The organism is Streptomyces sp. L2 (assembly GCF_004124325.1).
Classification (GTDB): Bacteria; Actinomycetota; Actinomycetes; order Streptomycetales; family Streptomycetaceae; genus Streptomyces.
On the sequence record NZ_QBDT01000001.1, the window covers coordinates 7,047,473 to 7,074,275 of the forward strand.

The following is a 26,803-nucleotide window of genomic DNA, read 5'->3' on the forward strand; positions in this document are numbered from 1 at the left end:
GGGAAGCGATGCCCGCGCGGGGCGGGGCACACGCGAGCGCAAGGGTGTACACGGGGAGCATGCGGCGGAGCACGGCAGGTGAGGGCTGGTGCGGACGCGATCAGAAGTAATGTTTTACGAGTAAAACACATGCTAAATTCGAAGGTATGAGCAACGCGACCCGCCACCGTCTTCCCCTCGCCGGGGTGCTCCGCCTCGGGCGGCCTTCGGACATCTGGTTCAAGCCCGCGCTCAGCGCCGTCGTCGCGGTCGCCCCGCCCACCCTCGCCCTGCTGGCCCTCGGCCGCCTCGACCTGGCCATGTACACGATGGCCGGGTCGCTGTGCGCGCTCTACGGCCACAACCGGCCCTACGCCGCCCGGGCCCGGGCGCTCGCCGGGGTGGTGCTCGGCATGGTCGCCGGCCTCGCCGTCGCCCTGGTCGCCGCGTCGCTCACCACCGACGGCGTCCTGCTGGTCACCGTGGGCGCCCTCATGGCCGCCGTGCAGAAGGCCGCCTGCGACGCGACCCGGATCGGTCCGCCCGGACACGTGGTCCTCGTCTTCATCAGCTCCGCCTCGCTGTTCGTGCCCCAGACCCTCGGCCAGGTGCCCGGTCACGTCGGACTGGCCCTGGCGGCGGGCGCCTGGGCCTGGCTGGTCTGCATGGCCCCGGGCCTGCTCCGCCCGCACGGCCCCGAGCGCCGGGCCACCGCGCGGGCCCTGAACGCCGCCGCCGCGTACGCCGCCACCGGCGCCACCGGCGAGGGGCACGCCGGAGCGCGCGCCACCGCCGCGGCCGCCGTGCACGCCGCCTGGCAGTCGCTGCTCGCCGCCGGCGCGCGCCCCGACCGCACCCGGCGCGCCCTCGAACGCCTCCTCGTCCGCGCCGAGGTCGCCCTCGCCGCCCCCGCCGACACCGACCCCGGACGACTCCGCGCCTGGGCCCGCGCCCTGCGCGGCACCGGACGGGTGCCCCGGGCCGAGATCCTGCCGGACGCCGCCGACGAACTCCTCGGCGTGGACGCCGAACTCGCCGCGCCCCGGCGCCCGCTGCGTCACGTCCTCGCCCCGCTCGCCCCCCTGGCCGCGCGGACCGCGATCGGCTGCGCCCTCGCCGGATACGCCTCCCTCGCCCTCGGTGTCGGCCGCCCCTACTGGGCCCTGGTCACCGCGGCCTCCCTCTACCAGGCCAACGTCAGCCTCACCTGGAACCGGGGCGTCCAGCGCGTCGTCGGCAACGTCCTCGGCGTCCTCGTCTTCGCCGCGGTGGCCCCCCTCGCCCATCTGCACCAGGTGCTCCTGGTGCTGTGCTGCCTCGCCTTCAACTTCGGCGCGGAGGCGCTGATCGGCCGCAACTACTGGCTCGGCACCGTGTGCGTCACGCCGATGGCCCTGCTCGTCACCGAGTTCGCCCGCGCCCAGGACCCAGGCCGGCTCATCACCGAGCGGGTCGTGGACACCCTCGTCGGCGCGCTGGTGGGCTTCGTCGCGGCCGTTGCCGTCACCAACCGGCGGGCCGGCGACCGCATCGAGCACGCGCTGGCCGCCGTGGACCGCGCCCGCGAGCACGCCGCCCGTCTGCTCGCCGCGCCGCACCCGGCACCGCGATCCCTGGAGTCCGCGCGTCGCGCCCTCGCCGCCGCGGCGGCCGACCTGCGCGCCGCGGCCGACGCCGCGTCCGGCGAGTGGTGGCAGCGGGCCCTGCCCGAGGAGCGGGTCGTGCTCGCCGAACGGTCGGCACACCGTACGCTCGCGGCGACGGCGCGACGCCAGGGTCTCGTGCCGTCGACCGGGAACACGGGCAGCACGACGGAGGACGTAAGGCCATGACGGCGACCAGCGGACAGCCGGAGGCGGACAGCGGCGCGGGCGGGGAGCGGCCGGCCCCCGAACGGGCCGCGGCCGAGGTGCCCGGCGCCGGCGGTGCGGAGGGCGGGGAGCCGGGGACCGGACCCCGCCGATCTGGCGGACGTGCCCCGCGCGGGCAGGCCGGCGCCCAGGGCGACACCGTGGCCGCCGTCGTCCGGCAGTGGCGGGCCGTGCACCCCGGGCTGGACACCGGGCCCATGGAGGTCATCGGCCGCATCAACCGCTGTGCCGCCCTCCTCCAGCAGGCCGAGGACGCCCCCCTGCGCCGGGCCGGGCTCAGCCGGCCCGAGTTCGACCTGCTCGGCGCGCTGCGGCGGACGGGCCACGAGCTGACGCCGGGGGAGCTGGCCCGGGAGACCTTCTCCTCCGGTGCCGCCGTCACCAAGCGGCTCAAGCAGCTGACCGAGCGCGGCCTGGTCGAACGGCGCGGCGACACCCGGGACCGCAGGGTCGCCCACGTCCGCCTCACGGACTCCGGACGCGACCTGGTGGACGGCATCCTCCCCGAGCAGCTCACCTACGAGACGGCCGTGCTGTCGGTCCTCGCGCCCCAGGGCCAGGACGAACTCGCCGCACTCCTCGCCGACCTGCTCACCCGTCTGGAGGGCACGATGGGCGCCCTGCGGAGCTGACGGGCACCGTCCTGACGCGAACGCAAGGCCGCGTACGCCTAGATCCCCGGCCGGTACCGGATGGGATGGTCCGCCGGGACCTCCACCAGCACGATGGGGACGCCGTCCGGGTCCTCGATCCACATCTCGATCAGACCCCACGGCTCCCGCACCGGCGGCCGTACGATCCCCACCCCTTTCGCCCGCAGTTCCTCGTGCGCCGCGGCCACGTCCTCGACCTGGAGCCAGAGCCGGACGGCCGGCGACGGCGGGGTCTGAGAGCGCCCGGAGACCTCCAGGTAACCGCCGCCGAGGAAGTAGACGGTCCCGCGCTCGGGACCCGTACCGAACTCGCGGTAGACCGGCAGGCCCAGCCGCTCCCCGTAGAAGGCACGGGACCGCTCGGGGTCGGTGGGCCGCAGAAGTGTCCGGCTGCTGAGTACATGCACCATGCATCCGCACGTTAGCGCCACAGTCCGCCGGAGTTACCCTCAACCTGGCTCAGCCGCGCCCGAGATCGGAGACCACCCATGGGGACCGCCGCCACCGCACCCACCTTCCGCGATGCCACCGACACGGACGTCGACGCGCTCGTGGCGCTGATCGAATCGGCCTACCGCGGCGATTCGAGCCGGGCGGGGTGGACCACGGAGGCGGACATCCTCCAGGGACAGCGGACCGACCCCGAGGGCGTGCTCGCGGTGATCAAGTCCCCCGAGAGCCGGCTGCTGACCGCCGAGTGTGACGGGCGGCTGGTCGCCTGCTGCCAGCTGGAGCACCGCGGCGAGCACGCGTACTTCGGGATGTTCGCGGTCAGCCCCACCCAGCAGGGCGCCGGGCTCGGCAAGGTCGTCATGGCCCAGGCGGAGCGGGTGGCCCGCGAGACCTGGGGCGTCACCGAGATGCACATGACGGTGATCTCCGTGCGCGAGGACCTGATCGCCTGGTACCAGCGCCGCGGCTACCGCCGTACGGGACGGATGACCCCGTTCCCGTACGGCGACGAGCGCTTCGGCATCCCGCAGCGCGACGACCTCCAGTTCGAGCTGCTGGTCAAGCAGCTCGCCTGATCGTTTCGGCGTGGCAGGGCGCCGTGCGCGTCGCGGTCCCGCACCGTGACGCGACCGGACGCTCCGGCCCTACGCCGTGAAGCGGCCCGTGCGTTTGATCTCCGGGTAGTCGGTCGTCGCCCCGTCCAGCTGGAGGGCGCGGACGAGCCGCAGGTGGTCCTGGGTGTTGACCACCCAGCCGAGGATCCTCAGATCCGCGGCGCGCGCGTGCTCGACGACCTCCAGGGTGAGCCGCCGGATGTTGAGGACGAGGGTCGCGGCTCCCACCGCCGTCGCCCGCTCCACCACGTCGGTGCCGTAGCGGCTCGCGATCAGAGCGGTGCGCACCCCCGGCACCAGCCGGGCGATCTCGGCGATGGCCTCGTCGTGGAACGACGACACCTCCACCCGGGAGACCAGGTCCCGCCCGTGCATGACCTCGGCCAGCGCGCGGGCCGCCGCCACGTCCTTGATCTCCGCCTGGAGGGGCGACCGGACCGCGTCCAGCACCTCCTCGAAGACGGGGACGCGCTCTCCGCGCCCGGCGTCGAGAGCGCGCAGTTCGGCGAGCGTCTTCTCGGCGATCGGCCCGGTGCCGTCGGTCGTACGGTCCACTTCGGCGTCGTGCATGACGACGAGGGCGCCGTCCTTGCTCAGATGCAGATCGAGTTCGATCAGGTCGAGGCCGGCCGCTTGCGCGGCGACGAAGGAACGGAGGGTGTTCTCGGGCTCGACACCCATGACTCCGCGGTGACCGATGGTAAGGAAGTTCAAGGTTCAACTCGCTTCCGTCGACGGCGGCTCGGCACACCCGCGTCAGGCGACGGGACGTCGTCGTCCGCGAGGCAGGTTGGCAGCCTAATGGCCGGGTCCCGCGATGCAGCCGCGCTTGCGCGGGACATCGGGGCACGGGGCGGGCGGTACCTGGCTCGTATGCGCCGTGCGGTCACCCTGGCGTGGGCGAGTCCCCGGGAGATTGACCGCCGGCCGGCCGTCGGCCCGGTCGTCCCGGACCAGGCATGGCCGAGACCCGCACCCGTCGCGGCCCCCGTCACCCGACCGGCCGAATGCCGACCGTCCCCGGGCCGGCCGCCGTCCGCCGTGACCGCACCCACGCGCGCGACGGAAGTGAGCGCCGTCACGGTTTGACACAGGAAAAACGCCGGTGACCATGCGAATACACAGGATATTTTCCTGAGACCCCTCTTGCTGGGAGGAACCCCGTATGCCTACGGTGTCCTTACGCGAGCTTCTCCCGTGGAGGATGGGTCATGACGGAAATTCTTGTGCAGGCGGGTGCGGAGGGACAGGTTCCTTCGCTGACCAGGGTGGTCGAGCACCCGGCCTGGCCCGTGCTCAAGGATGCCGTGGAGCAGATCCGGCCATGGCAGTCCAAGGACGGGTCGATCGACTTCGACGCCGAGGGCGCCCCGGAGCGGGCCGACGCCGAGGCGGCCGTACGCCGTGTCGTCGAGGCGGTCGAGCAGCTCTCCCCGCTGCTCCCGCACGACGCCGCCTACCACGAGGCCCTCGTCAAGGACCTGCACCGCTGGGCCGAGGGCGGCTTCGAGGTCCCCGACTTCCTGGACTCCCTCCTCGCCTTCCAGCCCGCCGCGCACCGCGCCGACGGCCTGCAGCACCTCGTCGTCTTCCCGATGTACACGCAGAACGGCAACCCGGACCGCAACCTGGAGGCGGTCGTGCTGCGCATGGTCTGGCCCGACTGGCTGGCCGAGCTGGAGCGCACCCGCTACGACAACCCGCTGTTCTGCGGCATCACCTTCGAGGACTTCACGGCCGGGTACGACACCAACTCCGCCGTCCTCTTCCCCGAGACCATCGCCGTGCGCGAGGCGCCGGAACGATTCTCCTGGGGCGGTATCTTCTGCGACCGCGAGGCCGCCCGCTTCCGGCGGGTCACCGACGCCGCCGTGAACATCCTGGGCCTGAACCTGCCCGAGGACATCGCCGCGATGGTGCACGACCAGAAGCGCTCCGAAGAGGCCTTCGTGCTCTGGGACATGGTCCACGACCGCACCCACAGCCACGGCGACCTGCCGTTCGACCCCTTCATGATCAAGCAGCGTCAGCCGTTCTGGATGTACGGCCTGGAGGAGCTGCGCTGCGACCTCACCGCCTTCAAGGAGGCCGTCAGGCTCCAGGCGGACGGCGTCCCGCAGGCCCGTGACGTGCAGTACGCGGTGCTCTTCGACCGCATGTTCCGCTTCCCCGTCACCGGCGACCGCGTCCGCAACTACGACGGCCTCGGCGGGCAGCTCCTCTTCGCCTACCTGCACAAGCACGACGTCGTCCGCTGGACCGACAACAAGCTCTCCATCGACTGGGAGCGCGCCCCGCAGGTCACCAACCAGCTGTGCGCCGAGATCGAGAAGCTCTACAAGGACGGCATCGACCGCCCGAAGCTGGTGCACTGGTTCGCCGGCTACGAGCTGGTCTCCACCTACCTCGCCCCGCACCCCGGCTCCAAGTGGGCCAAGGGCCCGGACGCCCTGGACCTGACGCTGCCGCCGCGCAAGCTGGTCGACGACGTGCTTCCGGACGAGTTTCCGCTCAGCATGTTCTATGAGGCCCTGTCCAAGAAGCTGAAGAACGTGATCGCCTCCACCAAGGGCATCACGGCGGACGGCGCCGAGCGGCTCGCCGCGTGAGCGACCGCGCCATAGTCCAACGCGTGCAGGACACGGTTCAAGAGGGGAAGAACATGGGGAACGGGTCTCTCAGCGGTGCGGTGATCGCGGTGGCGGGCGCGGGCGGTCCTGCGGGCCGCGCGGCGCTGATCCGGCTCGCCGAGGCCGGCGCGACGGTCGTCGGCTCGGACAACAACCCGGAGCGCTTGGCGGAGGCCGTGGACGCGGCCCGCTACGCGCGCGGCGGCGCCACGGTCACCGGTGAGACGGTCGACCTGCTCGACCTCGGCTCGGCCCGCGAGTGGGCCGCGCGCATCGAGAAGGACCACGGCCGCGTCGACGGCCTGGTGCACCTGGTCGGCGGCTGGCGCGGCGGGGCGAGCTTCGCCGGCACCGACCTCGCCGACTGGGACCTGCTGGAGAAGCTGCTCGTCCGCACGGTGCAGCACACGTCCCTGGCGTTCTTCGACGGCCTGCAGCGCAGCGACCGCGGCCGGTACGTGCTGATCAGCGCCGCCGGAGCGTCGAAGCCGACCGCCGGCAACGCCGCCTACTCCGCCGCCAAGGCCGCGGCCGAGGCCTGGACTCTCGCCATGGCCGACGGTTTCCGCAAGGCGGGGGGCGAGCAGGGCCCCGGCTCGGCGGCTGCCATCCTGGTGGTGAAGGCGCTGGTGCACGACGCGATGCGCGCCGAACGCCCCAACGCGAAGTTCGCGGGCTTCACGGACGTCAAGGACCTGGCCGAGGCCGTCGAGGGCGTCTGGAGCAAGACCGCCGCCGAAGTGAACGGAAACCGTCTGTGGCTGACCGAGAAGCCGTGAACCCCCCCAGGACCGACGCGCGTCGCCACCACGACCCGGAGGTCCGCGGTTTCGCCAGTGACAACTACGCGGGCGCGCACCCGGAGGTGATGGCCGCCCTGGCCCTGGCCAACGGCGGCCACCAGGTGTCGTACGGCGAGGACGACTACACCGAGAACCTCCAGGGCATTGTCCGGAGCCACTTCGGGGCCACCGCGGAGGCGTTCCCCGTCTTCAACGGCACCGGCGCGAACGTCGTCGCGCTCCAGGCGGTCACCGACCGCTGGGGCGCGGTGATCTGCGCCGAGAGCGCGCACATCAACGTCGACGAGGGCGGCGCCCCCGAGCGCATGGGCGGCCTCAAGCTGCTCACCGTCCCCACCCCGGACGGCAAGCTCACGCCCGAGCTGATCGACCGGCAGGCGTACGGCTGGGACGACGAGCACCGGGCGATGCCCCAGGTCGTGTCGATCACCCAGAGCACCGAACTCGGCACCCTCTACACGGTGGAGGAGATCCGCGCGATCTGCGAGCACGCCCACGCCCACGGCATGCGCGTGCACCTGGACGGCTCCCGGATAGCCAACGCCGCCGCCTCGCTGGACGTGCCCATGCGCACGTTCACCAACGCGGTCGGCGTGGACATCCTCTCGCTGGGCGGGACGAAGAACGGCGCGCTGTTCGGCGAGGCCGTCGTGGTGATCAACCAGGACGCCGTACGGCACATGAAGCACCTGCGCAAGCTGTCCATGCAGCTCGCCTCCAAGATGCGCTTCGTGTCCGTGCAGCTGGAGGCGCTGCTGGCGAAGGACCTGTGGCTGCGCAACGCCCGCCACGCCAACGAGATGGCCCAGCGGCTCGCCGAGGGCGCGCGTGGCGTGCACGGTGTGGAGATCCTCTACCCCGTGCAGGCCAACGGCGTCTTCGCCCGGCTGCCGCATGAGGTGACCGAGCGGCTGCAGAAGCGGTTCCGGTTCTACTTCTGGGACGAGGCCGCCGGCGACGTGCGCTGGATGTGCTCCTTCGACACCACGGAGGACGACGTCGACGCGTTCGTGGCGGCGCTCAAGGAGGAGATGGCGCGCTAGGTCCTGTCGTCAAATTCCCGCCGTCCGCCCGGAGGGCGGGCCTCGCGCCCGCCGCGATGGGGGCACCTCCCGCGCGAGCGAAGCCGAGCGTGGGGGAGGCTGATGTCGCCGTAGATGCGTGCTCTGGGGGCCCCGGCCGGAGGCTGGGGGAGCGTGCATGGCGTCGCGGGGCAGGCGGGAAATCTGACGACAGGGCCTGGGCACGCCGGGACGGTGCACGAAAGGCGATCACCCGGGGAGCCGACGGGCCTCGGGTGATCGCCTTTTGCCGTACGCCGTCTCAGTGCGCCTGGGCCGCCCGCAGCTGTTCCTGGGTCGGGGCGGTGCCTCCCAGGTGAGCGGGGAGCCACCAGGAGTCCTCCGGGCCCTTGGGGCGCACCGGGTACGCCCGCTGGGCGGCCTCCAGCAGCTCCTGGACGCGCTCGCGCAGGCGGCGGGTGATGGCGCCCGCGTACTGGTCGCGGGGCGCCTCGACCGGCTCGCCGACCCGGACGGTGATCGGGGTGTGGCTGCGCTTGAAGTTGCGCGGGTGCCCCTTGGTCCACAGCCGCTGCGTGCCCCACACCGCCATCGGCACGAGCGGGACGCCGGCCTCCTGGGCCAGCCGCGCCGCACCGGACTTGAAGCTCTTCAGCGTGAACGACTGCGAGATCGTGGCCTCCGGGAACACCCCGATGATCTCGCCCGAGCGCAGCGAGTCCAGCGCGTGCGCGTAGGCCGCCTCGCCCTGCCCGCGGTCCACCGGGATGTGCTTCATCCCGCGCATCAGCGGGCCCGACACCTTGTGCCGGAACACGGACTCCTTCGCCATGAAACGCACCAGGCGCTTCTGCGGCAGGGCGGCCAGACCGTCGAAGATGAAGTCCAGGTAGCTGATGTGGTTGCTCACCAGCACGGCACCGCCCGAGCGCGGGATGTTCTCCGACCCCTTGCAGTCGATCTTCAGGTCCCAGACCTTGAACATCGTCTTCGCGAAACCGATGACGGGACGGTAGACCAGCTCTGCCATGGGCGGGACGGACCCTTTCTGCTCTGCTCGGGAAAGGGGCTCCCGGCGGGAAAGTTACGCAGCCGTAGGTTTTACGGCGTCTCGCAGATCGTGCCCGAAGAACGAACGGGGGACCAGTCCTGGTGCCCGTGGCCGGGGAGATCCTCGTCACGTCGTCCCCGGGCCGCGCCAACCCCGGAACCGCACGCGAGTGCCGGCGGGACCACGGGCCGGACAGCGGGAATCATCCCGCGACCGGGCATGCTTTCCGTCGGGGACGACATGTCACGGGAAGCGAGGGTGTGCGGTGCGCGGGCGGAACGACGGCGAGCGGCTCCGAGCGGAGGGGAACACGGACGGGAGCAGGGGGCCGAGTGGCGCTGGGGGCGAGCGGCTCGGGGCGGACGAACTGGGGGCCGCGCTCGGCGAGCGGGCCACTCTCGTGCAGTTCAGCAGCGCCTTCTGCGCGCCCTGCCGGGCCACCCGGCGCGTCCTCGGCGAGGTGGCCGCGATGGTCCCGGGCGTGGCCCACGTCGAGATCGACGCCGAGGCCCACCTGGACCTCGTACGCCGCGTACGGCTCGTGAAGACGCCCACCGTGCTGGTGCTCGACGCGGACGGCCGGGTGGTGCGACGCGCCGCCGGGCAGCCCCGCACGGCGGATGTGATCGCGGCCCTCGGCGAGGCCGTGGGCGGGCCGGAGAGCGGCCGCGCGGGCACCTCCCGCTCGTCGGGACCGGCTTGACGGGGCCCGCCCCTCGTCGTCAGCCTGACCCCATGCCGATCGAACTCCTTCTCTTCGGACGGGTCCACGTCGATCTCCTGCGCACCGCGAGCGCGGCCTGTCCGAGCCGGTGAGCAGCAACGGACACCGACGTCACCTCCCGCAGAAGGACAAGTCCATGACGGCCCTGCACGACCCGGGCACCATCCAGCTCGCCTCGCCCGACCTGCTCCGCGCCACCTTCCGGCGGCACGCCGCCGGCGTCGCCGTGATCACCGCCCGTGGTGCCGCCGGGCCGGTCGGCTTCACCGCCACCTCCGTGACCTCCGTCTCCGCCGACCCGCCGATGATCTCCTTCGGCATCGGCACGGGCGCCTCCAGCTGGCCCGCCGTCGCCGGGACCGACCACGTCGGCGTCCACATACTCGGCGAGCACCAGAGCGAGCTGGCCGCCACCTTCGCCCGCAGCGGCGCCGACCGCTTCGGCGCGCCCACCGCCTGGCGGGAGGGCCCGGAGGGCGTACCGGTGCTGGACGGCGTGCAGGCCTGGCTGGTGTGCCGGATCACCGCCCGCGTGCCGGCCGGCGACCACCGGATCGTGCTCGCCGAGGTGGTCCTCGGCGACGCCGGCGGCGACGGCCGTCCGCTCCTCTACCACCAGGGCCGCTTCAACGGTCTGCGGGATTGATCACGCCCCTCCCGTCCTGCGGAGCCGTCGAGTTCCGGTTACGCTGCGTTGCGAAGGTCACAGTTCAAAGCGCTTGCTTAGCGGGCAGGAACTGGGTGTACTGACGAGTAATATTTCGGTCGGAGCGCGCGGACGCCCCGACCGGGATCGGCCGCTTCAGGCGCCTATGCTGCCTGCAAGAGGCAGCCAGGAAATGACGATGCAGTAGGAGAGCCGGCGTGAGCTTGAGGATCGTTGTCACTGTGAAGTACGTGCCCGACGCCACTGGCGACCGGCACTTCGCCGATGACCTGACCGTCGACCGCGACGATGTGGACGGTCTGCTCTCCGAGCTGGACGAGTACGCGGTGGAGCAGGCGCTGCAGATCGCGGAGAACGCGGACGACGCCGAGGTCACCGTGCTGACCATCGGTCCGGAGGACGCCAAGGACGCGCTGCGCAAGGCCCTGTCGATGGGCGCCGACAAGGCGATCCACGTCGAGGACGACGACCTGCACGGCACGGACGCCATCGGCACCTCCCTGGTGCTGGCCAAGGCCATCGAGAAGGCCGGCTACGACGTGGTCATCTCCGGCATGGCCTCCACCGACGGCACCATGGGTGTCGTGCCCGCGCTGGTCGCCGAGCGCCTGGGCGTCCCGCAGGTCACCCTGCTGTCCGAGGTCTCGATCGAGGACGGCACCGTGAAGGGCCGCCGTGACGGCGACGCCGCGAGCGAGCAGCTGGAGGCGTCCCTCCCGGCCGTCGTGTCCGTCACGGACCAGTCGGGCGAGGCGCGTTACCCGTCCTTCAAGGGCATCATGGCCGCCAAGAAGAAGCCGGTGGAGTCCTGGGACCTGTCCGACCTGGACATCGAGGCCGAAGAGGTCGGCCTGGAGGGTGCGTTCACCAAGGTCGAGGCCGCGGCCGAGCGTCCGGCCCGCACGGCCGGCACGATCGTCAAGGACGAGGGCGAGGGCGGCAAGCAGCTCGCCGAGTTCCTCGCGAGCCAGAAGTTCATCTGAGCCCGCACCCGCTGACCGCCCCTCATACCTCGCAAGCAGGAGAGAAGAAGTCCCATGGCTGAAGTCCTCGTCTACGTCGACCACGTGGACGGTGCCGTCCGCAAGCCCACCCTGGAACTGCTGACCCTGGCCCGCCGCGTCGGCGAGCCGGTCGCCCTCGCCGTCGGCAACGGCGCCGCCGACACCGCCGCCGCGCTCGCCGAGCACGGCGCGGTGAAGGTGCTCACCCACGACGCCTCCGAGTACGGCGAGTACCTGGTCGTGCCGAAGGTGGACGCCCTGCAGGCCGCCTACGAGGCCGTGTCCCCGGCCGCCGTGCTGGTCCCGTCCTCCGCCGAGGGCAAGGAGATCGCCGCCCGCCTGGCGCTGCGCATCGGCTCCGGCGTCATCACCGACGCCATCGACCTGGAGGCCGGCGACGAGGGCCCGGTAGCCACCCAGTCGGTGTTCGCCGCGTCCTTCACCACCAAGTCCCGCGTGATCAAGGGCACCCCGGTCATCACCGTCAAGCCGAACTCGGCCGCCGTGGAGGCCGCCCCGGCCGCCGGCGCCGTCGAGGCGCTGTCGGTGTCCTTCTCCGAGAAGGCGACCGGCACGAAGATCACCGGCCGTACCGCCCGTGAGTCGACGGGCCGTCCGGAGCTGACCGAGGCCGCGATCGTGGTCTCCGGTGGCCGCGGTGTCAACGGCGCGGAGAACTTCTCGGTCATCGAGGCCCTCGCCGACTCTCTCGGCGCGGCCGTCGGCGCCTCGCGTGCCGCGGTGGACGCCGGCTGGTACCCGCACACCAACCAGGTCGGCCAGACCGGCAAGTCGGTCTCCCCGCAGCTCTACATCGCCAACGGCATCTCCGGCGCGATCCAGCACCGGGCCGGCATGCAGACCTCGAAGACCATCGTGGCCGTCAACAAGGACGCCGAGGCCCCGATCTTCGACCTCGTCGACTACGGCGTCGTCGGCGACCTCTTCGACGTGGTCCCGCAGCTGACCGAGGAGATCAAGACCCGCAAGGGCTGATCCTCCCTCCGCCGTCAACGGCGTACGAGGCCCCCGTGACCTGCGCGGTCACGGGGGCCTCGGTGCATCCTGGAGGCGTCCGGGCACGGTGGCGAGGAGGGTGCCCACCGGCTGCCGACCAGTCCCCGGACGGGTGTTGACCAGCGGGAACCACCCCGGATAACTTCATTCTACGGATTGTTGATTCCGCACAGCGGAAAAATGGAGGGTGTGGGATGGGTCAGGGCCAGCACGAGCAGGGCCGGGAGCAGAAGGTCGCGACGAGCCTCGCGGGCGCCGTCAGCGAGGAGATCAGCGCCTCCCTCGCCCCCGTCGACGCGGAGCTGGAGCGCCGCTATCCCGGCGACCCCGGCACCCGGCAGCCCGTCCACACCGTGTACGTCCCCGGAGACGCCTTCGCCGCCGACACCCTCCGCTCCTGGGGCGACCAGGCACTCGCCGCCCTCGACGAACACGCCCCGGACGCCGCCTCGTTCGCCGCCGTGCTCGGCCTGTCCGACGAGCTCGCCGAGCCGGTCTACTCCCGCGTCCGCGCCAAGCTGGAGCGCGAGCCCGTCGAAGACCTGCGCGTCGACTTCGAGGACGGCTACGGCCCCCGGCCGGACGCCGAGGAGGACGAGGCGGCCGCGCGGGCCGCCCGGCTGATCGCCGAGGCGTACCGCAACGGCACGGCAGCGCCGTACATGGGCATCCGCATGAAGTGCATGGAGGCCGCCGTACGCGACCGGGGCATCCGCACCCTCGACGTGTTCCTCACCACCCTGATGGAGGACGGCGGACTCCCCGACGGGCTGGTGCTGACCCTGCCGAAGGTGACGTACGCCGAACAGGTCACGGCCTTCGCCCGGCTGCTGGAGGCGTTCGAGAAGGTCCACGCCCTCGAACCCGGGCGCCTCGGCTTCGAGATCCAGATCGAGACCAGCCAGTCCATCCTGGCCACCGACGGCACGGCCGCCGTCGCCCGGATGATCCAGGCCGCCGAGGGCCGCGCCACCGGACTGCACTACGGCACCTTCGACTACAGCGCCTGCCTCGGCGTCTCCGCCGCCTACCAGGCCAGCGACCACCCGGCGGCCGACCACGCCAAGGCCGTCATGCAGGTCGCCGCGGCCGGCACCGGCGTACGCGTCTCGGACGGCTCCACCAACGTCCTGCCCGTCGGCCCGACGGCCAAGGTCCATGACGCCTGGCGGCTGCACTACGCCCTCACCCGGCGCGCTCTCGCCCGCGCGTACTACCAGGGCTGGGACATGCACCCCGGTCACATCCCGACCCGCTACGCGGCCGTCTTCGCCTTCTACCGCGAGGGCTTCGAGCAGGCCGCCGGCCGCCTCTCCCGGTACGCCAACCGGGCCGGCGGCGACGTGATGGACGAGCCCGCCACCGCCAAGGCCCTCAGCGGCTACCTGCTGCGCGGCCTCGACTGCGGCGCCCTCGACATCGCCGAGGTGGCCCGCCTCTCCGGCCTGACCCGCGCGGACCTGGAAGGCTTCGCCTCCCCTCGTCGAGGCGACCTGACAGCCTCCACCAAGTAGCCCCGCCGAGCATCTGCCGCCCCGCATCCCGGACCCCGCTGAGCGGGCACGCCGGGAACGCGGGGCGGTGGCACGTCGCCACCGAGCCGCACCCGGCGGGCAGGGGTGCACCACCGCTCCCCCGGAGGGGCTGTGCTGCGAGCCGGCTGAGCCGGTCGGCCGCAGCCGCTCGGGGGGTAGTGGAGCGCGACGGTTCGACCCGAACGGGTTGCGGGTGCGCGCCGGCTCAGCCGGTCGGCGCGGCCGGCCGGAGCGGCGGGTGGGGTGCGCAACCACTTCGCCGGTGGGGCTGGGAGCGCAGGTGGCTCAGCCGGTCGGCCGCAGCCGCTCGGAGCCGGTGGGATTCGATCGCCATCCCGCGGGCGGTGGCGCGCCGTGGCCCGGGGGCCGCCCGGAGTCGGCGGCGGTCGCGCCGGGCGGCTCAGTCCGCGGGCGGGAGTTCGCCCGAGCCGCGGGTGATGAGGTGGGTCGGGAGTTCGATGCGCTCCGGGGACACGGGGGTGCCGTCGAGGCGGCGGAAGAGGCGCTCGGCGGCCGTGCGGCCGAGGGCGGCCGCGTCCTGGGCGACGACCGTGACCCCCGGACGGAGCAGGTCGGCCAGTTCGATGTCGTCGAAACCGACCAGCGCGACCGGGCGGGACCGCTCGGCGAGGACGCGGATGACGGTGACCGTGACCCGGTTGTTGCCCGCGAAGACCGCCGTGACGGGCGAGGGGCCCGTCAGCATCTCCTCGGTGGCCCGGCGCACCCGCTCGGGGCTGGTCGTGCCGAGCGACATCCAGCGCTCGTCCACGGCTATCCCCGCGTCCTCCATGGCGGACCGGTAGCCGCGCAGCCGCTCGGCGGCGGTGTGGATGCGCGGCATGTCGCCGATGAACCCGATCCGGCGGTGGCCGTGCGCGATCAGATGGGCCACGCCGTCGCGGGCGCCCCCGTGGTTGTCGGCCAGGACGACGTCCGCGTCGATCTTCCCCGCCGGACGGTCCACGAACACCGTCGCCACGCCCGCCCGGATCTCCGGCTCCAGATACCGGTGGTCGTCTCCGGCCGGGATCACCACCAGCCCGTCCACCCGCCGTGCGCACAGGGCCAGCGCCAGCTCCTGCTCGCGCTCCGGATCCTCGGCGCTGGAGCCGTTGATCAGCAGCGCGCCGTGCGAGCGGGCCACCTCCTCGACGGCGCGGCTGAGGGGGCCGTAGAACGGGTCCGCGAGGTCCTCCAGGACGAGGCCGATGCTGGCCGTGCGGCCCTTGCGCAGCACGCGGGCGCTGTCGTTGCGGCGGAAGCCCAGCGCGTCGATCGCCTCCTGCACACGGCGCTCGGTGTCCGGGGTGACGCCGGGCTCGCCGTTCACCACCCGGGAGACCGTCTTCAGGCCCACTCCGGCCCGCGCCGCCACGTCCTTCATCGTCGGACGGTTGCCGTAGCGGGTCCCGGAGAGGTGGTCTGCGCGGCGGGTGGTCTCGGGCACGATGCGGCGTCCTGTCCTGTCGTCCGTGCAGGCCCCACTGGGTGCTCTGCGTCGATCCATGGGCTTGTATGAGGATGTGGCGTCGAGCATAGAGCCTGGACAACGTTGTCAGCTGCGCGAGAGACTGTCCACCGCTGTCCTGGGCCCGCGCCCCCACCGCGACCGGCCTGCTGCTTCGCTTCCATACGCACGGTTGAACGGGGAGATCTGACTCTGATGCACACGGACCTGGTGGCGGCCCTGGACATCGGCGGCACCAAGATCGCCGGCGCGCTCGTGGACGGCCGCGGCCGGATCCACGCCCGCGCCCAGCGCCCGACGCCCGCGCGACAGGAGGGCGACACGGTCATGCGGGCCGTGGAGGAGGTGCTCGGCGACCTCGCCGGGTCGCCCCTGTGGGGACGTGCCGCCTCCGTCGGCATCGGCAGCGCCGGACCCGTCGACGCCTCGGCCGGCACCGTGAGCCCCGTCAACGTGCCCGGCTGGCGCGGCTTCCCGCTGGTGGAGCGGGTGCGTGCGGCGACCGGGGGACTGCCGGTCGAGCTGATCGGCGACGGCGTGGCGATCACGGCCGCCGAGCACTGGCAGGGCGCCGCCCGCGGCCACGCCAACGCGCTGTGCATGGTCGTCTCCACGGGCGTCGGCGGCGGCCTGGTGCTCAACGGGCGGCTGCATCCCGGCCCGACCGGGAACGCCGGGCACATCGGGCACATCAGCGTCGACCTCGACGGCGACCCGTGCCCGTGCGGCGCGCGCGGCTGTGTCGAGCGCATCGCCAGCGGACCGAACATCGCCCGCCGCGCCCGGGAGCAGGGCTGGCGGCCGGGCCCCGACGAGGACGCCTCCGCCGCCGCGGTGGCGGCCGCGGCCCGGGCGGGCGACCCGGTCGCGGTGGCCTCCTTCGAGCGGGCCGCGCAGGCGCTGGCCGCCGGCATCGCGGCCACCGCGACCCTCGTCGAGATCGACATCGCGGTGATCGGCGGTGGCGTGGCCAAGTCCGGCGACGTGCTGTTCACACCGCTGCGCAAGGCCCTGACCGACTACGCGACCCTGTCCTTCGTCCGTCACCTGGAGATCACCCCCGCCCAGATGGGCACGGACGCCGGCCTGGTCGGCGCGGCCGCAGCCGCCCTCGCCCGCCGGACGGACACTGCCCCGGTCTGACGGCGGCCGGCAGGAACGTTCCCGCCGCCCGGCCGGCGGACCCGGCAGGAGGAACGCTCCCGCCTGCGGGCCGACGGACCGGCCCGTACGGCCCCGGCACCGGGCTGACGGACACGACCGGCAAGAACGTTTTCGCTGCCGCTCCCGCTGCCCTGCCCCTGCCCGCGGGCCCGGCCCGTACGTCCTCCGCGTCCGCCCGACCGAACCGTCTGCAGGAACGTTCCCGCCCCCGCTGTCGACGGAACCCGGTCGGACGCGGTCCGTTCACCGGAACTCGTGGACCACGGCGATCGTGCCGACGATGTGGGTGTTGAACTCGGCCAGCTCCTCGGCCGGCACCCACAGCTCCAGGATGGTCTGGCCGCCCGCCTGCCGGACCGGGTAGCGGGAGACGAACTCCCTGTCGACCTCGAACCGGGTCACGAACCCGGCACCGTCGTGCTTGACGTTCCAGTCGCGGGCGATCCTGATCGCGTAGTCCTCGTTGAGGACCGGGTAGAAGATCGGCTGCTCCGGCAGGCGGGGTGGCCAGGCCCGCCACTCCAGCTCGCGGACGAGCTCCAGCTCGGCGGGGCCGGTAGGACGCCAGAGGGTCGTCGTCGGGCGGGGGCCGGTCATGCTGCCGCTCTCCTGGTGGGGCCCGTCGCCGGGCCGGACGGGCGGGGTCCGCACGCTACCGGCGGGCCGGGCCGGTGATCCACTTGTTTGCGGGCGGGTGGTGCGGCCGGTGGCCGGAGCGCACGCCGTGGGTCTCACGCCGACGGGTGCGTGACCCCGCGGCCGCGCGCACAGTTGATCCCGGCATGAAGAAGCGCAGCATGCTCGCCCTCGCCACGCTCGCCACCGGGTTCGTCGTGGCCGCCGTCACCCCGTCCCACGCCGCGGACCACGCCCCCAAGGACGACCTCAAGATCTCCGGCACGCTCGACGACGTACAGCAGCTCGTCAGCCAGGACAGCCTGGCCATCGACGACAACGCCCTCGGGCAGCAGTAGCAAGCCCGTACGTCACGCGGCCCGGTGCCGGCGCCCCGCCACGGGGTGCCGGCACCGTCGTTCCCGGCGCCCTCAACTGGACGTGGTTTCCGTGGCAGGGTGGAGCGGGCAAGCCCCAGGGGGCCAACAGAAGAGGGGGAACCGTGACCGTCGTCTGGATCAACGGCGCGTTCGGTGCGGGAAAGACCACCACCGCACGGGAACTGATCGAACTGATCCCGCACAGCACGCTCTTCGACCCGGAGGTCATCGGCGGTGCGCTCCGGCACCTGCTGCCGGCCAAACGCCTCGCCGAGGCCGGCGACTACCAGGACCTCCCGGTCTGGCGCCGGCTCGTGATCGACACGGCGGCCGCCCTCCTCGCAGACCTGGGCGGCACCCTCGTGGTCCCCATGACCCTGCTCCGCCAGGAGTACCGCGACGAGATCTTCGGCGGACTCGCCGCCCGCCGGATCGCCGTACGGCATGTGCTCCTCGCCCCGGCTGAAACGATCCTGCGTGAGCGGATAGCGGGCCGCGAGATCCCGTCGGACCTGTCCGACGGCGAGATACGGGTGCGCCAGTGGTCGTACGACCACATCGAGCCCTACCGCGCCGCCCTCGCCTCCTGGCTCACCGCCGACGCCCACCTCGTCGACACCAGCGCGCTCACGCCGTACGAGACCGCCGTCCGCATCGCCGGGTCCGTCGGTTCCGGGGACGTGGCCCCGTGCGAGATCGTGCAGACCCCGGAGCCCACCGCCGAGACCCTCGCGGCCGGGGTCCTCCTCTTCGACGAGCAGGACCGGGTGCTGCTCGTGGACCCCACCTACAAAGCCGGCTGGGAGTTCCCCGGCGGAGTGGTCGAGCGCGGCGAGGCCCCGGCCCGCGCCGGCATGCGCGAGGTCGCCGAGGAGACCGGGATACTGCTGCGGGAGGTGCCCCGGCTGCTCGTCGTGGACTGGGAACGGCCCGTACCCCCGGGCTACGGCGGCCTGCGGCTGCTGTTCGACGGCGGCCGGCTGGACCCCGCCGCGGTCGGCCGGGTGCTGCTGCCGGGCCCCGAACTGCGCGACTGGCGCTTCGTCACGGAGCAGGAGGCCGCCGGCATGCTGCCCCCCGTGCGCTACGAGCGGCTGCGCTGGGCGCTGCGCGCCCGGGAACGCGGGGCCGTACTGTATCTGGAGGCGGGCGTACCGGTCGGCTGACGGACCGTCTGAACGGGGGATTTTGCCCGGTCTGGGTCCTTCCGAGACACAAGCGAGGGTGAATTGTCGCCGTCCCGGAATGAACGGGAACCCGAAGAACGTACAGAAGCGTTCTACCGTCGTTGCGCAGCTCAGTTTCCTCGCGGCCCACCGGCCGCCGTGAACAGGCCGGGCATCCGCCGGCCGGAGGAGGGACATGCGCGCGCGATCCTCGGCCCTCACCAAGGGACTTGTACTGGCCGCCGGGCTCACCCTGGTCCTCGGCGCCTGCAGCGGCGGCGGGGGCGGTTCGTCGCCCGGGAACGGCCACGCGGGCCTCACGTCCTGCGCCGAGCAGGGCCAGGCCAACACCTGCAACTCCGGCCCCACGAAGGCCGGCGGCACCTTCACCTATGTGCTGGAGAAGAACATCCAGCAGTGGAACGTCCAGGACACCAACGGCAACACCTTCGAGAACGGCGAGGCCCTGCAGGTCGTCCTGCCCTCGGTGTTCGTCCCCCAGCCCGACTTCACCGTCAAACTCAACACCGACCTGGTCAGCTCGGTGAGCCAGACGAGCACCAGCCCGCAGACCCTCGTCTACAAGATCAACCCCAAGGCGTCCTGGAACGACGGCACGCCGATCACCGCCGACGACTTCGTCTACTACTGGCGCACCAACAACGGCAAGGACTGCCCGCCGCCGCCCGCGAGCGACTCCACGCAGACCAAGGGCTGCCTGCCGCAGTCCACGGCCGGATACGACCGCGTCAAGTCCGTCACCGGCTCCGACGGCGGCAGGACGGTCACCGTGGTCATGGCGAAGCCCTACTCCGACTGGAAGTCCCTCTTCGGCGCCGGCTACCCCCTCTATCCCGCGCACGTCGCCGAGAAGCTCTCCGGCGCCAAGCAGGGCGACGCCGCCCACATGACGGCCGCCCAGCTCACCCAGGGCTGGCAGTACTTCCAGAAGACCCCGCCCAGCAAGTACCCGACGGCGGGCCCGTACAAGATGCAGAGCTGGGTCGACAACGACCACGCCACCTACGTCCCCGACCCCAGGTGGCGGGGCGCGCACAAGGCCACCCTGCAGCGGCTGATCTTCAAGGTCATCACGGACGCCACCCAGGAGCCGATCGCGCTGCGCAACAACGAGGTGCAGGGCATCTACCCGCAGCCCGAGGTGGACCTCGTCAACCAGGTGAAGTCCATCCCGAACGTCACCTACACCATCGGCAACGGCCTGACCTGGGAGCACTTCGACCTCAACCTGCACAACCCGGTCCTCGGCAAGTACGCGGCGCTGCGCCGGTCGATGTTCACCGCGATCAGCATCAAGGACATCGTCGCCAAGACCGTCGGCCAGTTCGACCCCGAGGTCAAACAGCTCGGCAACCACAACTTCGTCCCCGGGCAGGCCGGGTACAAGGACCTCGTCACGCCCACCGGGCAGGGCTCCGGTGACCTCACCAAGGCGAAGAAGTACCTCACCGACGCGAAGTTCACCGGCGTGGGCAGCGCCCTGAGGACACCGGACGGCAAGGCCGTCGGGCCGTTCAACTGCCGCTACACCACCGGCAACCAGATCCGGCAGAGCGAGTGCCAGATCCTGCAGAGCGACCTGGCGAACCTCGGCATCAAGGTCACCATCAAGCCGATCGGCGCCGCCGACCTCGGCACCGTCCTGACCGGGCACCAGTACGACATCATCGTCTTCGCCTGGGTCGCCGCGCCCTTCCCGACCTCCGGCGCCCAGCAGAACTGGGTCACCGGAGGCGGCGGCAACTACGGCGGGTACAGCAACAAGAAGGTCGACGCGCTCGTCGCGCAGGCCGTCGGCGAGACCGACCCGGCCAAGGCCGCCCAACTGCTCGACCAAGCCGACCAGATCATGGTCGACGACGCCTACGTCCTGCCGCTGTACCAGAAGCCGACGTTCCTCGCCGTGCAGACGCGGTTCGTGAACATGCGGAACAACTCGACGAACGTGGGCCCGGCGTACAACACCGGCGAGTGGGGTCTGAAGAAGTGACCCGCCCGGCCGTCTGAACCGAACCGCCGGACGTCACCAGCCCCGTCCCGGCCCCGGCAGCCCCGGGGCCGGGACCGGAGCAGCGCCCCCGTCGCCGTACGGGGGGCCCGGCCCGCCCGTTCGAGGGAGGAACCGCATGCTCGCCTACACCGTGCGCCGCATCCTCGTCTCCATACCCGTCCTGATCATCTCGACGTTCATCGTGTTCCTGGTCGTCATCAACGCAGGCGACCCGGTCGCCAACTTCGCCACCTCGCGGCAGCCCGCCCCCAGCAAGGCCGCCGTCGCCGCGTTCGCCCGGCACGTGCACGCCGACCAGCCGGCCGTGGAACGCTACTGGAACTGGATCACCGGAGTGCTGCACGGCGACTGGGGCCCCTCCGTACAGCCCAACCTGGACATCGGCCACGACCTGTTCACCCGCTTCCGGGTCACCGTCACCCTCGTGGCCGCCGCGATGCTCATCGCGCTCGTCCTCGCCGTGCTGTTCGGCGTGTTCAGCGCGCTGCGCCAGTACAGCGCCGCCGACTACACCATCACCTTCTTCGGCTTCCTGTTCCTCGCCATGCCGGTGTTCTGGTTCGCCGTACTCCTCAAACAGGCCGGCATCTGGTTCAACGAACAGACCGGCAGCCAGTTCCTCGGCACCATCGGCGAGAAGTCGCCGTACCTCGAATCCGACACCTTCTGGAACGCGTTCACCGACCGCATCGGGCACCTCGTCCTGCCCACCATCACCCTCGCCCTGGTCTCCTTCGCCTCCTGGACGCGCTACACCCGCGCCTCGATGCTGGAGGTGATGGACAGCGACTACGTCCGCCTCGCCCGCGCCAAGGGACTGCGCCGGGGTCGCGTCCTCGTCCGGCACGCGCTGCGCACCGCCCTCATCCCGCTGGCCACCGTCACCGCCCTCGACATCGCGATCATCCTGGGCGGCGCCGTCGTCACCGAGACGATCTTCCAGTGGCACGGCATGGGGGAGATGCTCGTCCAGTCCGCGACCACCGTCGATGTCTACCGGACCATGGCCTGGCTGCTGCTGTCCGCCGTCGTCGTCATCGGCTTCAACCTGGTCGCCGACCTCCTCTACGCCGTACTCGACCCGAGGATCCGCTATGACTGAGACCGAGGAGAGCACCCAGCCGGGGCACGTGGACAGCGAGTTCACCGTACGGCAGCGCACCCAGACCCAGCTCGTGCTCCGCCGCTTCCTGCGCCACCGGGCGGCCATGATCAGCCTCGCCGTGTTCCTGCTGATCCTGCTGTGGGCGTTCATCGGGCCGCACCTGTGGCACTACTCGTACGGCAAGTACACCCCCGACAACTCCCAGCCCCCGTCCCTCAAGCACCCGTTCGGCACCAACGCCACCGGGTACGACTCCTACGCGCAGGTGATGCGGGGCACCCAGACCTCGCTGAAGATCGCCCTACTCATCGCGCTGGGCTCCACCGTGCTCGGCGCGGTGTGGGGCGCGGTCGCCGGCTTCTACCGGGGCCTCGTCGACGCGGTGATGATGCGGATCGCCGACCTGGTGCTCACCCTGCCGCTGCTCGCCATCGCCCTCGTCATCTCCTCCCGCAGCGGCGGCTCCTGGTACTGGATCGCCCTGGTCATCGCCGGACTGACCTGGGCCTACGTCTCCCGCGTGGTGCGCTCCACCGTGCTGTCGCTGCGCGAGAAGGAGTTCGTGGAGGCCGCCCGCGCGCTCGGCGCCTCGGACGCCCGGATCATCTTCCGGCACCTGCTCCCCAACGCGCTAGGCCCGATCATCGTCAACGCCACGGTCCTGGTGGCCACCGGCATCCTCACCGAGACCGCCCTGTCCTTCCTCGGGTTCGGCGTCCAGCCGCCCGACACCTCCCTCGGCCTGCTGGTCGCCCAGGCCCAGACGGCCGTCGACACCCGGCCCTGGCTGTTCTATATACCCGGCGCCTTCATCATCGCCATCGCCCTGACCATCAACTTCATCGGCGACGGGCTGCGCGACGCCTTCGACCCCCGGCAGCAAAGGGTGCGACAGTGACCGTCATCGGCCAAGGAGAAGAGTCCGGCGCGATCCTCGACGTGACCGGCCTCAGCGTCGAGTTCCCGACCGAGGACGGAACCGTACGGGCCGTACGCGGCGTCGGCTACCGGCTGGAGCGGGGCGACTCGCTCGGCATCGTCGGCGAGTCCGGCTCCGGGAAGTCCGTCACCGCCCTCGCCGTGATGGGGCTGCTGCCCCGCACGGCCCGGGTGGGCGGCTCCGTCCGGTTCGACGGCCGGGAACTGCTCGGACTCTCCGACAACCGGCTCTCCGACGTCCGGGGCAGCGGCATCGCCATGGTCTTCCAGGACCCGATGACCTCCCTCAACCCCGTCTACACCGTCGGCTACCAGATCACCGAGACCCTGCGCCGGCACCGGCCCGGCCTGACGAACCGCGCCGCCCGCGAACGCGCCGTCGAACTCCTCGCCACCGTCGGCATCCCCGGCCCCGAGCGGCGCGTCGACAGCTATCCGCACGAGATGTCCGGCGGGATGCGCCAGCGCGTCGTCATCGCCATCGCCATCGCCAACGACCCCGACGTCATCATCGCCGACGAGCCGACCACCGCCCTCGACGTCACCGTGCAGGCCCAGATCCTCGACGCCCTGGAGACCGCCCGCGCCGAGACCGGCGCCGCCCTCGTCCTCATCACGCACGACCTCGGCGTGGTCGCCGGCCACACCGACCGGGTCGCCGTGATGTACGCGGGACGCGTCGTGGAGACCGGCGCCGTCGAGGACATCTTCTACACCCCGCGCATGCCCTACACCCTGGGCCTGCTCGGCTCCCTGCCCCGCCTCGACCGGGAGGAGGAGCGCCTGACCCCGATCAGCGGCTCCCCGCCCTCCCTGCTCAGCCTGCCGCCCGGCTGCCCCTTCGCCCCCCGCTGCCCGATGCGCCGGGACGTCTGCGACAGCACCGAGCCCGCGCTGCGCCCGGCCGGGTCCACCGCACACCTCAGCGCCTGCCACTTCGCCGACGAGCTGGCCGGCACCGGAGCCGGCGAGGTCTTCGACGCGGCCGGCGCCGACGCCGAGGCGCTGGCCCGCTTCGCCGACACCACCGTGACCCGCCCCCGCCCCCGCCCCCACCCCCATACCGGCACCGGCACCGGCACCGAGGAGGACCCCGCATGACCGCGCCCGCCGCGCTCCTGCCGCCGCTGCCCGGCCACGGCGGTACCGGCGCACCCGTCCTCCAGGTCCGCGACCTCGTCAAGCACTTCCCGGTCATGTCCCGCGGCGTGATCCGCCGCCGTGTCGGCGACGTGCACGCCGTGTGCGGCGTCTCCTTCGACCTGTACGAGAACGAGACCCTGGGCCTGGTGGGGGAGTCCGGCTCCGGGAAGACCACGGTCGCCCGCACGCTGCTGGGCCTGGAGCGCGCCACCTCGGGCCGGGTGCGCTACGGCGGACACGAGCTGACCGAGCTGAGCAGGCGCCGCATGCGGCCGCTGCGCCGCGAGCTGCAGATCGTCTTCCAGGACCCGTACGCCTCCCTGGACCCCCGGATCTCCGTGCACGAGATCGTCGCCGAACCCCTGCGCATCCACGGCCGCTACGGCCCGAACGGCGCCGGCGAGGTGCGGGAGCTGCTGCGGCTGGTCGGCCTCAACCCCGAGCACGGCAACCGCTTCGCGCACGAGTTCTCCGGCGGGCAACGCCAGCGGGTCGGCATCGCCCGGGCGCTGGCCCTGCGCCCCAAGGTGGTCGTCCTGGACGAGCCGGTCTCGGCACTGGACGTGTCGATCCAGGCGGGCGTCCTCAACCTGCTGATGGACCTGCAGAGCGAACTGGGCCTGTCCTTCCTGTTCGTGGCGCACGACCTGTCGGTGATGCGGCATGTGGCCGGCCGGGTCGCGGTGATGTACCTGGGCCGGCTCGTGGAGATCGCCCCGGCCCGGCGGCTCTTCGCCCGTCCCGCGCACCCGTACACCCAGGCCCTGGTGTCCGCGATCCCGCTGCCCGACCCGCGCAAGGAACGCGCCCGGAAGCGGATCATCGTCCAGGGCGACGTGCCGAGCCCGGTCCGTCCGCCGAGCGGCTGCCGCTTCCGCACCCGCTGCCCCAAGTTCGCCCAGCAGCTCACCGAGTCCGAGCGCACGGCCTGCGTGGAAGAGGTGCCGGCGCTGGTCGACCGGGGCGGCGGCAACCCCGTGGCCTGCCACTACGCCGAGAGCATCGAGCTGTTGTAGGCGCGGCGCAGCTCCTGCTCCGGATACGGGGTCAGCCGGCTGTCGTGCACCAGCCGCCGGCTGAAGTCACCCATGATCACGGCGAGCGGCGCGAGACGGGCCAGCAGATCGGCGGCGGCCGGGGGGACTCCCTCGGGGCGGACACCCGAAGCCCAGGCCCGGACGTGCTCGTCCCGCTCCTCCCGGCCGTACCCGTACAGCTCGGCGGCGAGCCGGATGACCAGGTGGTTGGCGGTGTAGACGCGGTCGTAGTCCCGGTGCCGGCCGAAGAACTGCCGTTCCGCGTCGTCCAGTCGGAACCCGGAACCGAGAGCGAGCCCGAAGTCGGTGAGGTACAGGGCGCGGCCGTCGGTCAGGATGTTGTCGAAGTGGGCGTCGAGATGGAGCAGTCCCAGGGCGTGCAGCGCGTCGGTCAGCGCGGTCAGGCCCCGCGCCACCCGCAGGCAGGCCGCGTCGGCCCGGTCCGAGCGGAGTTCGGCGCCGAACCAGTCGCCCAGGCTGTGCGGGAGGTACTCCAGGAAAAGCGCCAGACTAGCGGAGGCCGACCGCAGCCCCTCGACGCGCGCCCGTGCCTCGGGCCCCCAGTAGGCCACCGCCCGCTCCACGTCGGCCAGTTCACCATGCAGCGGCTGGGGCTCCTCGGGCAGCACGCGCCAGTGGTGCAGCAGCGGGAAGCCCGGGAAACCGCCGTTCAGCGCGTGCGCGGTGGTCAGCGTGTGCGCGGCCAGCTCGCGCCAGGCGGTGTAGCCGGGGCTGCCGATGCCGTAGTGGCAGTACGGCGGCAGCCCGAACAGGTTGGCGGTGGACCGCTCGTTGCCGGGCCGCCGCTCCAGGTCGGTCAACGGCACCCGCTTCACGAACACCGGGCGATCGTCCACCGTCAGCCGTACGGATCTGCCGCCGATGCCGGTGCCGAGGGGCTCGGCCTGAGCCAGCCGGGCGGCCAGCTCGCGGTCGTCCAGCCGGGCGAGGGAGGAGGCGATCCGGGCGTGGGCGGCGAAGCGCTTGGCGGTCATGCCCCCATGATCAGCCCCCGGCGGCCCGCCTGTCCGCCGCTTTCCGCAGGGCCGCCCCGGCCCCGCCCACCACCGGCTCACCGTGCCCGAAGCACGCCACGTCCACGTCCAGCTCCGCCAGCCGGTGGAAGGACGCGAGGAGTCGGTCCTTGTCCAGGTTGAACACACCCGGGATCACGGAGCCGTCGACGGGGGACGCGGCCACCGTGTCACCGGTGAACAGCACGCCCTCGCCGGGGAGCAGAAGCGCGATGCTGCCGTCCGTGTGGCCCGGGACGTGGAGCACCCGGGCGCCGCCGCCGAAGTCGAGCACCTCGCCGTCGGTGACGGGTGTGACCCGCTCCAGAGGCGTCGGCTCACCCTGGGGCAGGTGCCGGGCCACCTCGGCCCGGATCGGCCGCTCCCAGTCCTCCAGGCGTGGTTCCGGGCCCGGGAGTTCGCCGGTGACGAAGGGCGCGTCCCGGGGATGGGCGAACACCTCGGCGCCGCTGAGTGCGGCCAGTTCGGTGGCCCCGCCGACGTGGTCCTCGTGGAAGTGGGTCAGCACGATCCGCCGTACGTCCCTGGGCGAGCGGCCCATCGAGGCGATCGCGTCGGCGATCGGCCGGCCCGATCCGATCGTCCCGGAGTCGATCAGCGTCAGCGCGTCGTCGTCGTGCCAGAGATAGGCCTGGCCGACGGTGAAGCGCAGGAGGTGGAGGCGGGGGCGGAGCTGGATGACGTCCATGCGCCG

At 72.3% G+C, this 26,803-nt stretch carries 26 protein-coding genes; 19 read left to right on the forward strand and 7 right to left on the reverse strand.

Annotated elements, in window-relative coordinates:
• Nucleotides 1-146: 146 nt before the first annotated feature.
• Both DBP14_RS31555 and DBP14_RS31560 read left to right on the forward strand, forming a co-directional pair.
• On the forward strand, nt 147-1,811 hold the full coding sequence (locus tag DBP14_RS31555; RefSeq protein ID WP_129310924.1) for an FUSC family protein: 1,665 nt from the start codon (nt 147-149) through the stop codon (nt 1,809-1,811).
• Nucleotides 1,808-2,482 (forward strand): MarR family transcriptional regulator, encoded by a 675-nt coding sequence (locus tag DBP14_RS31560; protein ID WP_129310926.1) that lies wholly within the window; start codon nt 1,808-1,810, stop codon nt 2,480-2,482. Before DBP14_RS31555 ends, DBP14_RS31560 begins: the two co-directional genes overlap by 4 nt.
• A gap of 38 nt (nt 2,483-2,520) precedes the next feature.
• Here the strand turns inward: DBP14_RS31560 and DBP14_RS31565 are convergent, their stop codons facing one another.
• Nucleotides 2,521-2,913, reverse strand: coding sequence for a VOC family protein (locus DBP14_RS31565; protein ID WP_129310928.1), 393 nt, complete (start codon nt 2,911-2,913; stop codon nt 2,521-2,523).
• A gap of 78 nt (nt 2,914-2,991) precedes the next feature.
• Here DBP14_RS31565 and DBP14_RS31570 point away from each other — a divergent pair, with 78 nt between their 5' ends.
• On the forward strand, nt 2,992-3,531 hold the full coding sequence (locus tag DBP14_RS31570) for a GNAT family N-acetyltransferase (RefSeq protein WP_129310930.1): 540 nt from the start codon (nt 2,992-2,994) through the stop codon (nt 3,529-3,531).
• Between the two features lie 69 nt (nt 3,532-3,600).
• Here DBP14_RS31570 and DBP14_RS31575 read toward each other — a convergent pair whose 3' ends face one another.
• Nucleotides 3,601-4,284, reverse strand: coding sequence for a glycerophosphodiester phosphodiesterase family protein (locus tag DBP14_RS31575; RefSeq protein ID WP_129310932.1), 684 nt, complete (start codon nt 4,282-4,284; stop codon nt 3,601-3,603).
• Nucleotides 4,285-4,781: 497 nt separating this feature from the next.
• Between DBP14_RS31575 and DBP14_RS31580 the strand changes: the two genes are divergently transcribed.
• Genes DBP14_RS31580 through DBP14_RS31590 form a run of 3 tightly spaced genes read left to right on the forward strand, consistent with a single transcriptional unit; the run spans nt 4,782 to nt 8,046 of the window.
• Complete coding sequence (locus tag DBP14_RS31580) at nt 4,782-6,179, forward strand: DUF6421 family protein (RefSeq protein WP_129310934.1); 1,398 nt, start codon at nt 4,782-4,784, stop codon at nt 6,177-6,179.
• 53 nt (nt 6,180-6,232) lie between these two features.
• A complete protein-coding gene (locus DBP14_RS31585; protein WP_129310936.1) occupies nt 6,233-6,979 on the forward strand; it encodes an SDR family oxidoreductase in 747 nt (248 codons plus the stop codon).
• Nucleotides 6,976-8,046, forward strand: a complete 1,071-nt coding sequence (locus tag DBP14_RS31590) for a low specificity L-threonine aldolase (RefSeq protein ID WP_129310938.1) — start codon at nt 6,976-6,978, stop codon at nt 8,044-8,046. Before DBP14_RS31585 ends, DBP14_RS31590 begins: the two co-directional genes overlap by 4 nt.
• 280 nt (nt 8,047-8,326) lie before the next feature.
• Here the strand turns inward: DBP14_RS31590 and DBP14_RS31595 are convergent, their stop codons facing one another.
• Entirely contained in the window at nt 8,327-9,055 is a 729-nt protein-coding gene (locus DBP14_RS31595) for a lysophospholipid acyltransferase family protein (RefSeq protein WP_129310940.1), read from the reverse strand.
• Between the two features lie 286 nt (nt 9,056-9,341).
• On the opposite strand from DBP14_RS31595, the gene DBP14_RS31600 reads away from it, so the two are divergent.
• The 5 genes from DBP14_RS31600 (at nt 9,342) to DBP14_RS31620 (ending at nt 14,002) form a co-directional block, all read left to right on the forward strand.
• Nucleotides 9,342-9,779 carry a thioredoxin family protein gene (locus DBP14_RS31600; RefSeq protein ID WP_129310942.1) on the forward strand — a complete coding sequence of 146 codons (438 nt, stop codon included), beginning with the start codon at nt 9,342-9,344 and terminating at the stop codon, nt 9,777-9,779.
• Between the two features lie 157 nt (nt 9,780-9,936).
• On the forward strand, nt 9,937-10,446 hold the full coding sequence (locus DBP14_RS31605) for a flavin reductase family protein (protein WP_129310944.1): 510 nt from the start codon (nt 9,937-9,939) through the stop codon (nt 10,444-10,446).
• A gap of 218 nt (nt 10,447-10,664) precedes the next feature.
• The gene (locus DBP14_RS31610) at nt 10,665-11,450 is read left to right on the forward strand and encodes an electron transfer flavoprotein subunit beta/FixA family protein (RefSeq protein ID WP_129310946.1); all 786 of its coding nucleotides are present in this window, start codon (nt 10,665-10,667) and stop codon (nt 11,448-11,450) included.
• 54 nt (nt 11,451-11,504) lie between these two features.
• On the forward strand, nt 11,505-12,467 hold the full coding sequence (locus tag DBP14_RS31615; protein WP_129310948.1) for an electron transfer flavoprotein subunit alpha/FixB family protein: 963 nt from the start codon (nt 11,505-11,507) through the stop codon (nt 12,465-12,467).
• Nucleotides 12,468-12,682: 215 nt separating this feature from the next.
• Complete coding sequence (locus tag DBP14_RS31620; protein WP_129310951.1) at nt 12,683-14,002, forward strand: aldolase; 1,320 nt, start codon at nt 12,683-12,685, stop codon at nt 14,000-14,002.
• Nucleotides 14,003-14,423: 421 nt separating this feature from the next.
• Here DBP14_RS31620 and DBP14_RS31625 read toward each other — a convergent pair whose 3' ends face one another.
• The gene (locus DBP14_RS31625) at nt 14,424-15,533 is read right to left on the reverse strand and encodes a LacI family DNA-binding transcriptional regulator (protein ID WP_206739388.1); all 1,110 of its coding nucleotides are present in this window, start codon (nt 15,531-15,533) and stop codon (nt 14,424-14,426) included.
• A 156-nt stretch (nt 15,534-15,689) separates the two neighbouring features.
• Here DBP14_RS31625 and DBP14_RS31630 point away from each other — a divergent pair, with 156 nt between their 5' ends.
• Nucleotides 15,690-16,637 carry an ROK family protein gene (locus tag DBP14_RS31630; protein ID WP_129310955.1) on the forward strand — a complete coding sequence of 316 codons (948 nt, stop codon included), beginning with the start codon at nt 15,690-15,692 and terminating at the stop codon, nt 16,635-16,637.
• Between the two features lie 264 nt (nt 16,638-16,901).
• On the opposite strand, the gene DBP14_RS31635 is transcribed toward DBP14_RS31630, so the two are convergent.
• Entirely contained in the window at nt 16,902-17,255 is a 354-nt protein-coding gene (locus DBP14_RS31635) for a hypothetical protein (RefSeq protein ID WP_129310957.1), read from the reverse strand.
• Between the two features lie 185 nt (nt 17,256-17,440).
• Between DBP14_RS31635 and DBP14_RS31640 the strand changes: the two genes are divergently transcribed.
• From DBP14_RS31640 to DBP14_RS31670, 7 genes are all read left to right on the forward strand, one after another.
• On the forward strand, nt 17,441-17,632 hold the full coding sequence (locus DBP14_RS31640; RefSeq protein ID WP_129310959.1) for a hypothetical protein: 192 nt from the start codon (nt 17,441-17,443) through the stop codon (nt 17,630-17,632).
• 143 nt (nt 17,633-17,775) lie between these two features.
• Complete coding sequence (locus DBP14_RS31645; RefSeq protein ID WP_129310961.1) at nt 17,776-18,819, forward strand: NUDIX domain-containing protein; 1,044 nt, start codon at nt 17,776-17,778, stop codon at nt 18,817-18,819.
• Between the two features lie 196 nt (nt 18,820-19,015).
• Nucleotides 19,016-20,830, forward strand: a complete 1,815-nt coding sequence (locus DBP14_RS31650; protein ID WP_129310963.1) for an ABC transporter family substrate-binding protein — start codon at nt 19,016-19,018, stop codon at nt 20,828-20,830.
• A 136-nt stretch (nt 20,831-20,966) separates the two neighbouring features.
• Nucleotides 20,967-21,953, forward strand: coding sequence for an ABC transporter permease (locus DBP14_RS31655; RefSeq protein ID WP_129310966.1), 987 nt, complete (start codon nt 20,967-20,969; stop codon nt 21,951-21,953).
• A complete protein-coding gene (locus DBP14_RS31660) occupies nt 21,946-22,854 on the forward strand; it encodes an ABC transporter permease (RefSeq protein ID WP_129310968.1) in 909 nt (302 codons plus the stop codon). Before DBP14_RS31655 ends, DBP14_RS31660 begins: the two co-directional genes overlap by 8 nt.
• Entirely contained in the window at nt 22,851-23,996 is a 1,146-nt protein-coding gene (locus tag DBP14_RS31665) for an ABC transporter ATP-binding protein (protein ID WP_129310970.1), read from the forward strand. Before DBP14_RS31660 ends, DBP14_RS31665 begins: the two co-directional genes overlap by 4 nt.
• On the forward strand, nt 23,993-25,054 hold the full coding sequence (locus DBP14_RS31670) for an oligopeptide/dipeptide ABC transporter ATP-binding protein (protein ID WP_129310972.1): 1,062 nt from the start codon (nt 23,993-23,995) through the stop codon (nt 25,052-25,054). The genes DBP14_RS31665 and DBP14_RS31670 overlap by 4 nt, the downstream gene beginning before the upstream one ends.
• On the opposite strand, the gene DBP14_RS31675 is transcribed toward DBP14_RS31670, so the two are convergent.
• Together DBP14_RS31675 and DBP14_RS31680 are read right to left on the reverse strand one after the other, a co-directional pair.
• Nucleotides 25,027-26,070, reverse strand: a complete 1,044-nt coding sequence (locus DBP14_RS31675) for a protein kinase family protein (protein WP_129310974.1) — start codon at nt 26,068-26,070, stop codon at nt 25,027-25,029. The two genes, DBP14_RS31670 and DBP14_RS31675, sit on opposite strands and share 28 nt — an antisense overlap.
• Nucleotides 26,071-26,080: 10 nt before the next feature.
• Nucleotides 26,081-26,797 (reverse strand): MBL fold metallo-hydrolase, encoded by a 717-nt coding sequence (locus DBP14_RS31680; RefSeq protein ID WP_129310976.1) that lies wholly within the window; start codon nt 26,795-26,797, stop codon nt 26,081-26,083.
• Between the last annotated feature and the right edge of the window lie 6 nt (nt 26,798-26,803).

Excerpts from the sequence above, each read along its gene's own strand:
- DBP14_RS31595 (WP_129310940.1), bottom strand. The coding sequence starts at position 9,055 with ATGGCAGAGCTGGTCTACCGTCCCGTCATCGGTTTCGCGAAGACGATG.
- DBP14_RS31680 (WP_129310976.1), bottom strand. The coding sequence starts at position 26,797 with ATGGACGTCATCCAGCTCCGCCCCCGCCTCCACCTCCTGCGCTTCACC.
- DBP14_RS31640 (WP_129310959.1), top strand. The coding sequence starts at position 17,441 with ATGAAGAAGCGCAGCATGCTCGCCCTCGCCACGCTCGCCACCGGGTTC.
- DBP14_RS31585 (WP_129310936.1), top strand. The coding sequence starts at position 6,233 with ATGGGGAACGGGTCTCTCAGCGGTGCGGTGATCGCGGTGGCGGGCGCG.
- DBP14_RS31675 (WP_129310974.1), bottom strand. The coding sequence starts at position 26,070 with ATGACCGCCAAGCGCTTCGCCGCCCACGCCCGGATCGCCTCCTCCCTC.
- DBP14_RS31605 (WP_129310944.1), top strand. The coding sequence starts at position 9,937 with ATGACGGCCCTGCACGACCCGGGCACCATCCAGCTCGCCTCGCCCGAC.
- DBP14_RS31625 (WP_206739388.1), bottom strand. The coding sequence starts at position 15,533 with ATGGATCGACGCAGAGCACCCAGTGGGGCCTGCACGGACGACAGGACA.
- DBP14_RS31615 (WP_129310948.1), top strand. The coding sequence starts at position 11,505 with ATGGCTGAAGTCCTCGTCTACGTCGACCACGTGGACGGTGCCGTCCGC.
- DBP14_RS31620 (WP_129310951.1), top strand. The coding sequence starts at position 12,683 with ATGGGTCAGGGCCAGCACGAGCAGGGCCGGGAGCAGAAGGTCGCGACG.
- DBP14_RS31580 (WP_129310934.1), top strand. The coding sequence starts at position 4,782 with ATGACGGAAATTCTTGTGCAGGCGGGTGCGGAGGGACAGGTTCCTTCG.
- DBP14_RS31565 (WP_129310928.1), bottom strand. The coding sequence starts at position 2,913 with ATGGTGCATGTACTCAGCAGCCGGACACTTCTGCGGCCCACCGACCCC.
- DBP14_RS31670 (WP_129310972.1), top strand. The coding sequence starts at position 23,993 with ATGACCGCGCCCGCCGCGCTCCTGCCGCCGCTGCCCGGCCACGGCGGT.
- DBP14_RS31555 (WP_129310924.1), top strand. The coding sequence starts at position 147 with ATGAGCAACGCGACCCGCCACCGTCTTCCCCTCGCCGGGGTGCTCCGC.
- DBP14_RS31570 (WP_129310930.1), top strand. The coding sequence starts at position 2,992 with ATGGGGACCGCCGCCACCGCACCCACCTTCCGCGATGCCACCGACACG.
- DBP14_RS31635 (WP_129310957.1), bottom strand. The coding sequence starts at position 17,255 with ATGACCGGCCCCCGCCCGACGACGACCCTCTGGCGTCCTACCGGCCCC.
- DBP14_RS31660 (WP_129310968.1), top strand. The coding sequence starts at position 21,946 with ATGACTGAGACCGAGGAGAGCACCCAGCCGGGGCACGTGGACAGCGAG.
- DBP14_RS31650 (WP_129310963.1), top strand. The coding sequence starts at position 19,016 with ATGCGCGCGCGATCCTCGGCCCTCACCAAGGGACTTGTACTGGCCGCC.
- DBP14_RS31560 (WP_129310926.1), top strand. The coding sequence starts at position 1,808 with ATGACGGCGACCAGCGGACAGCCGGAGGCGGACAGCGGCGCGGGCGGG.
- DBP14_RS31630 (WP_129310955.1), top strand. The coding sequence starts at position 15,690 with ATGCACACGGACCTGGTGGCGGCCCTGGACATCGGCGGCACCAAGATC.
- DBP14_RS31655 (WP_129310966.1), top strand. The coding sequence starts at position 20,967 with ATGCTCGCCTACACCGTGCGCCGCATCCTCGTCTCCATACCCGTCCTG.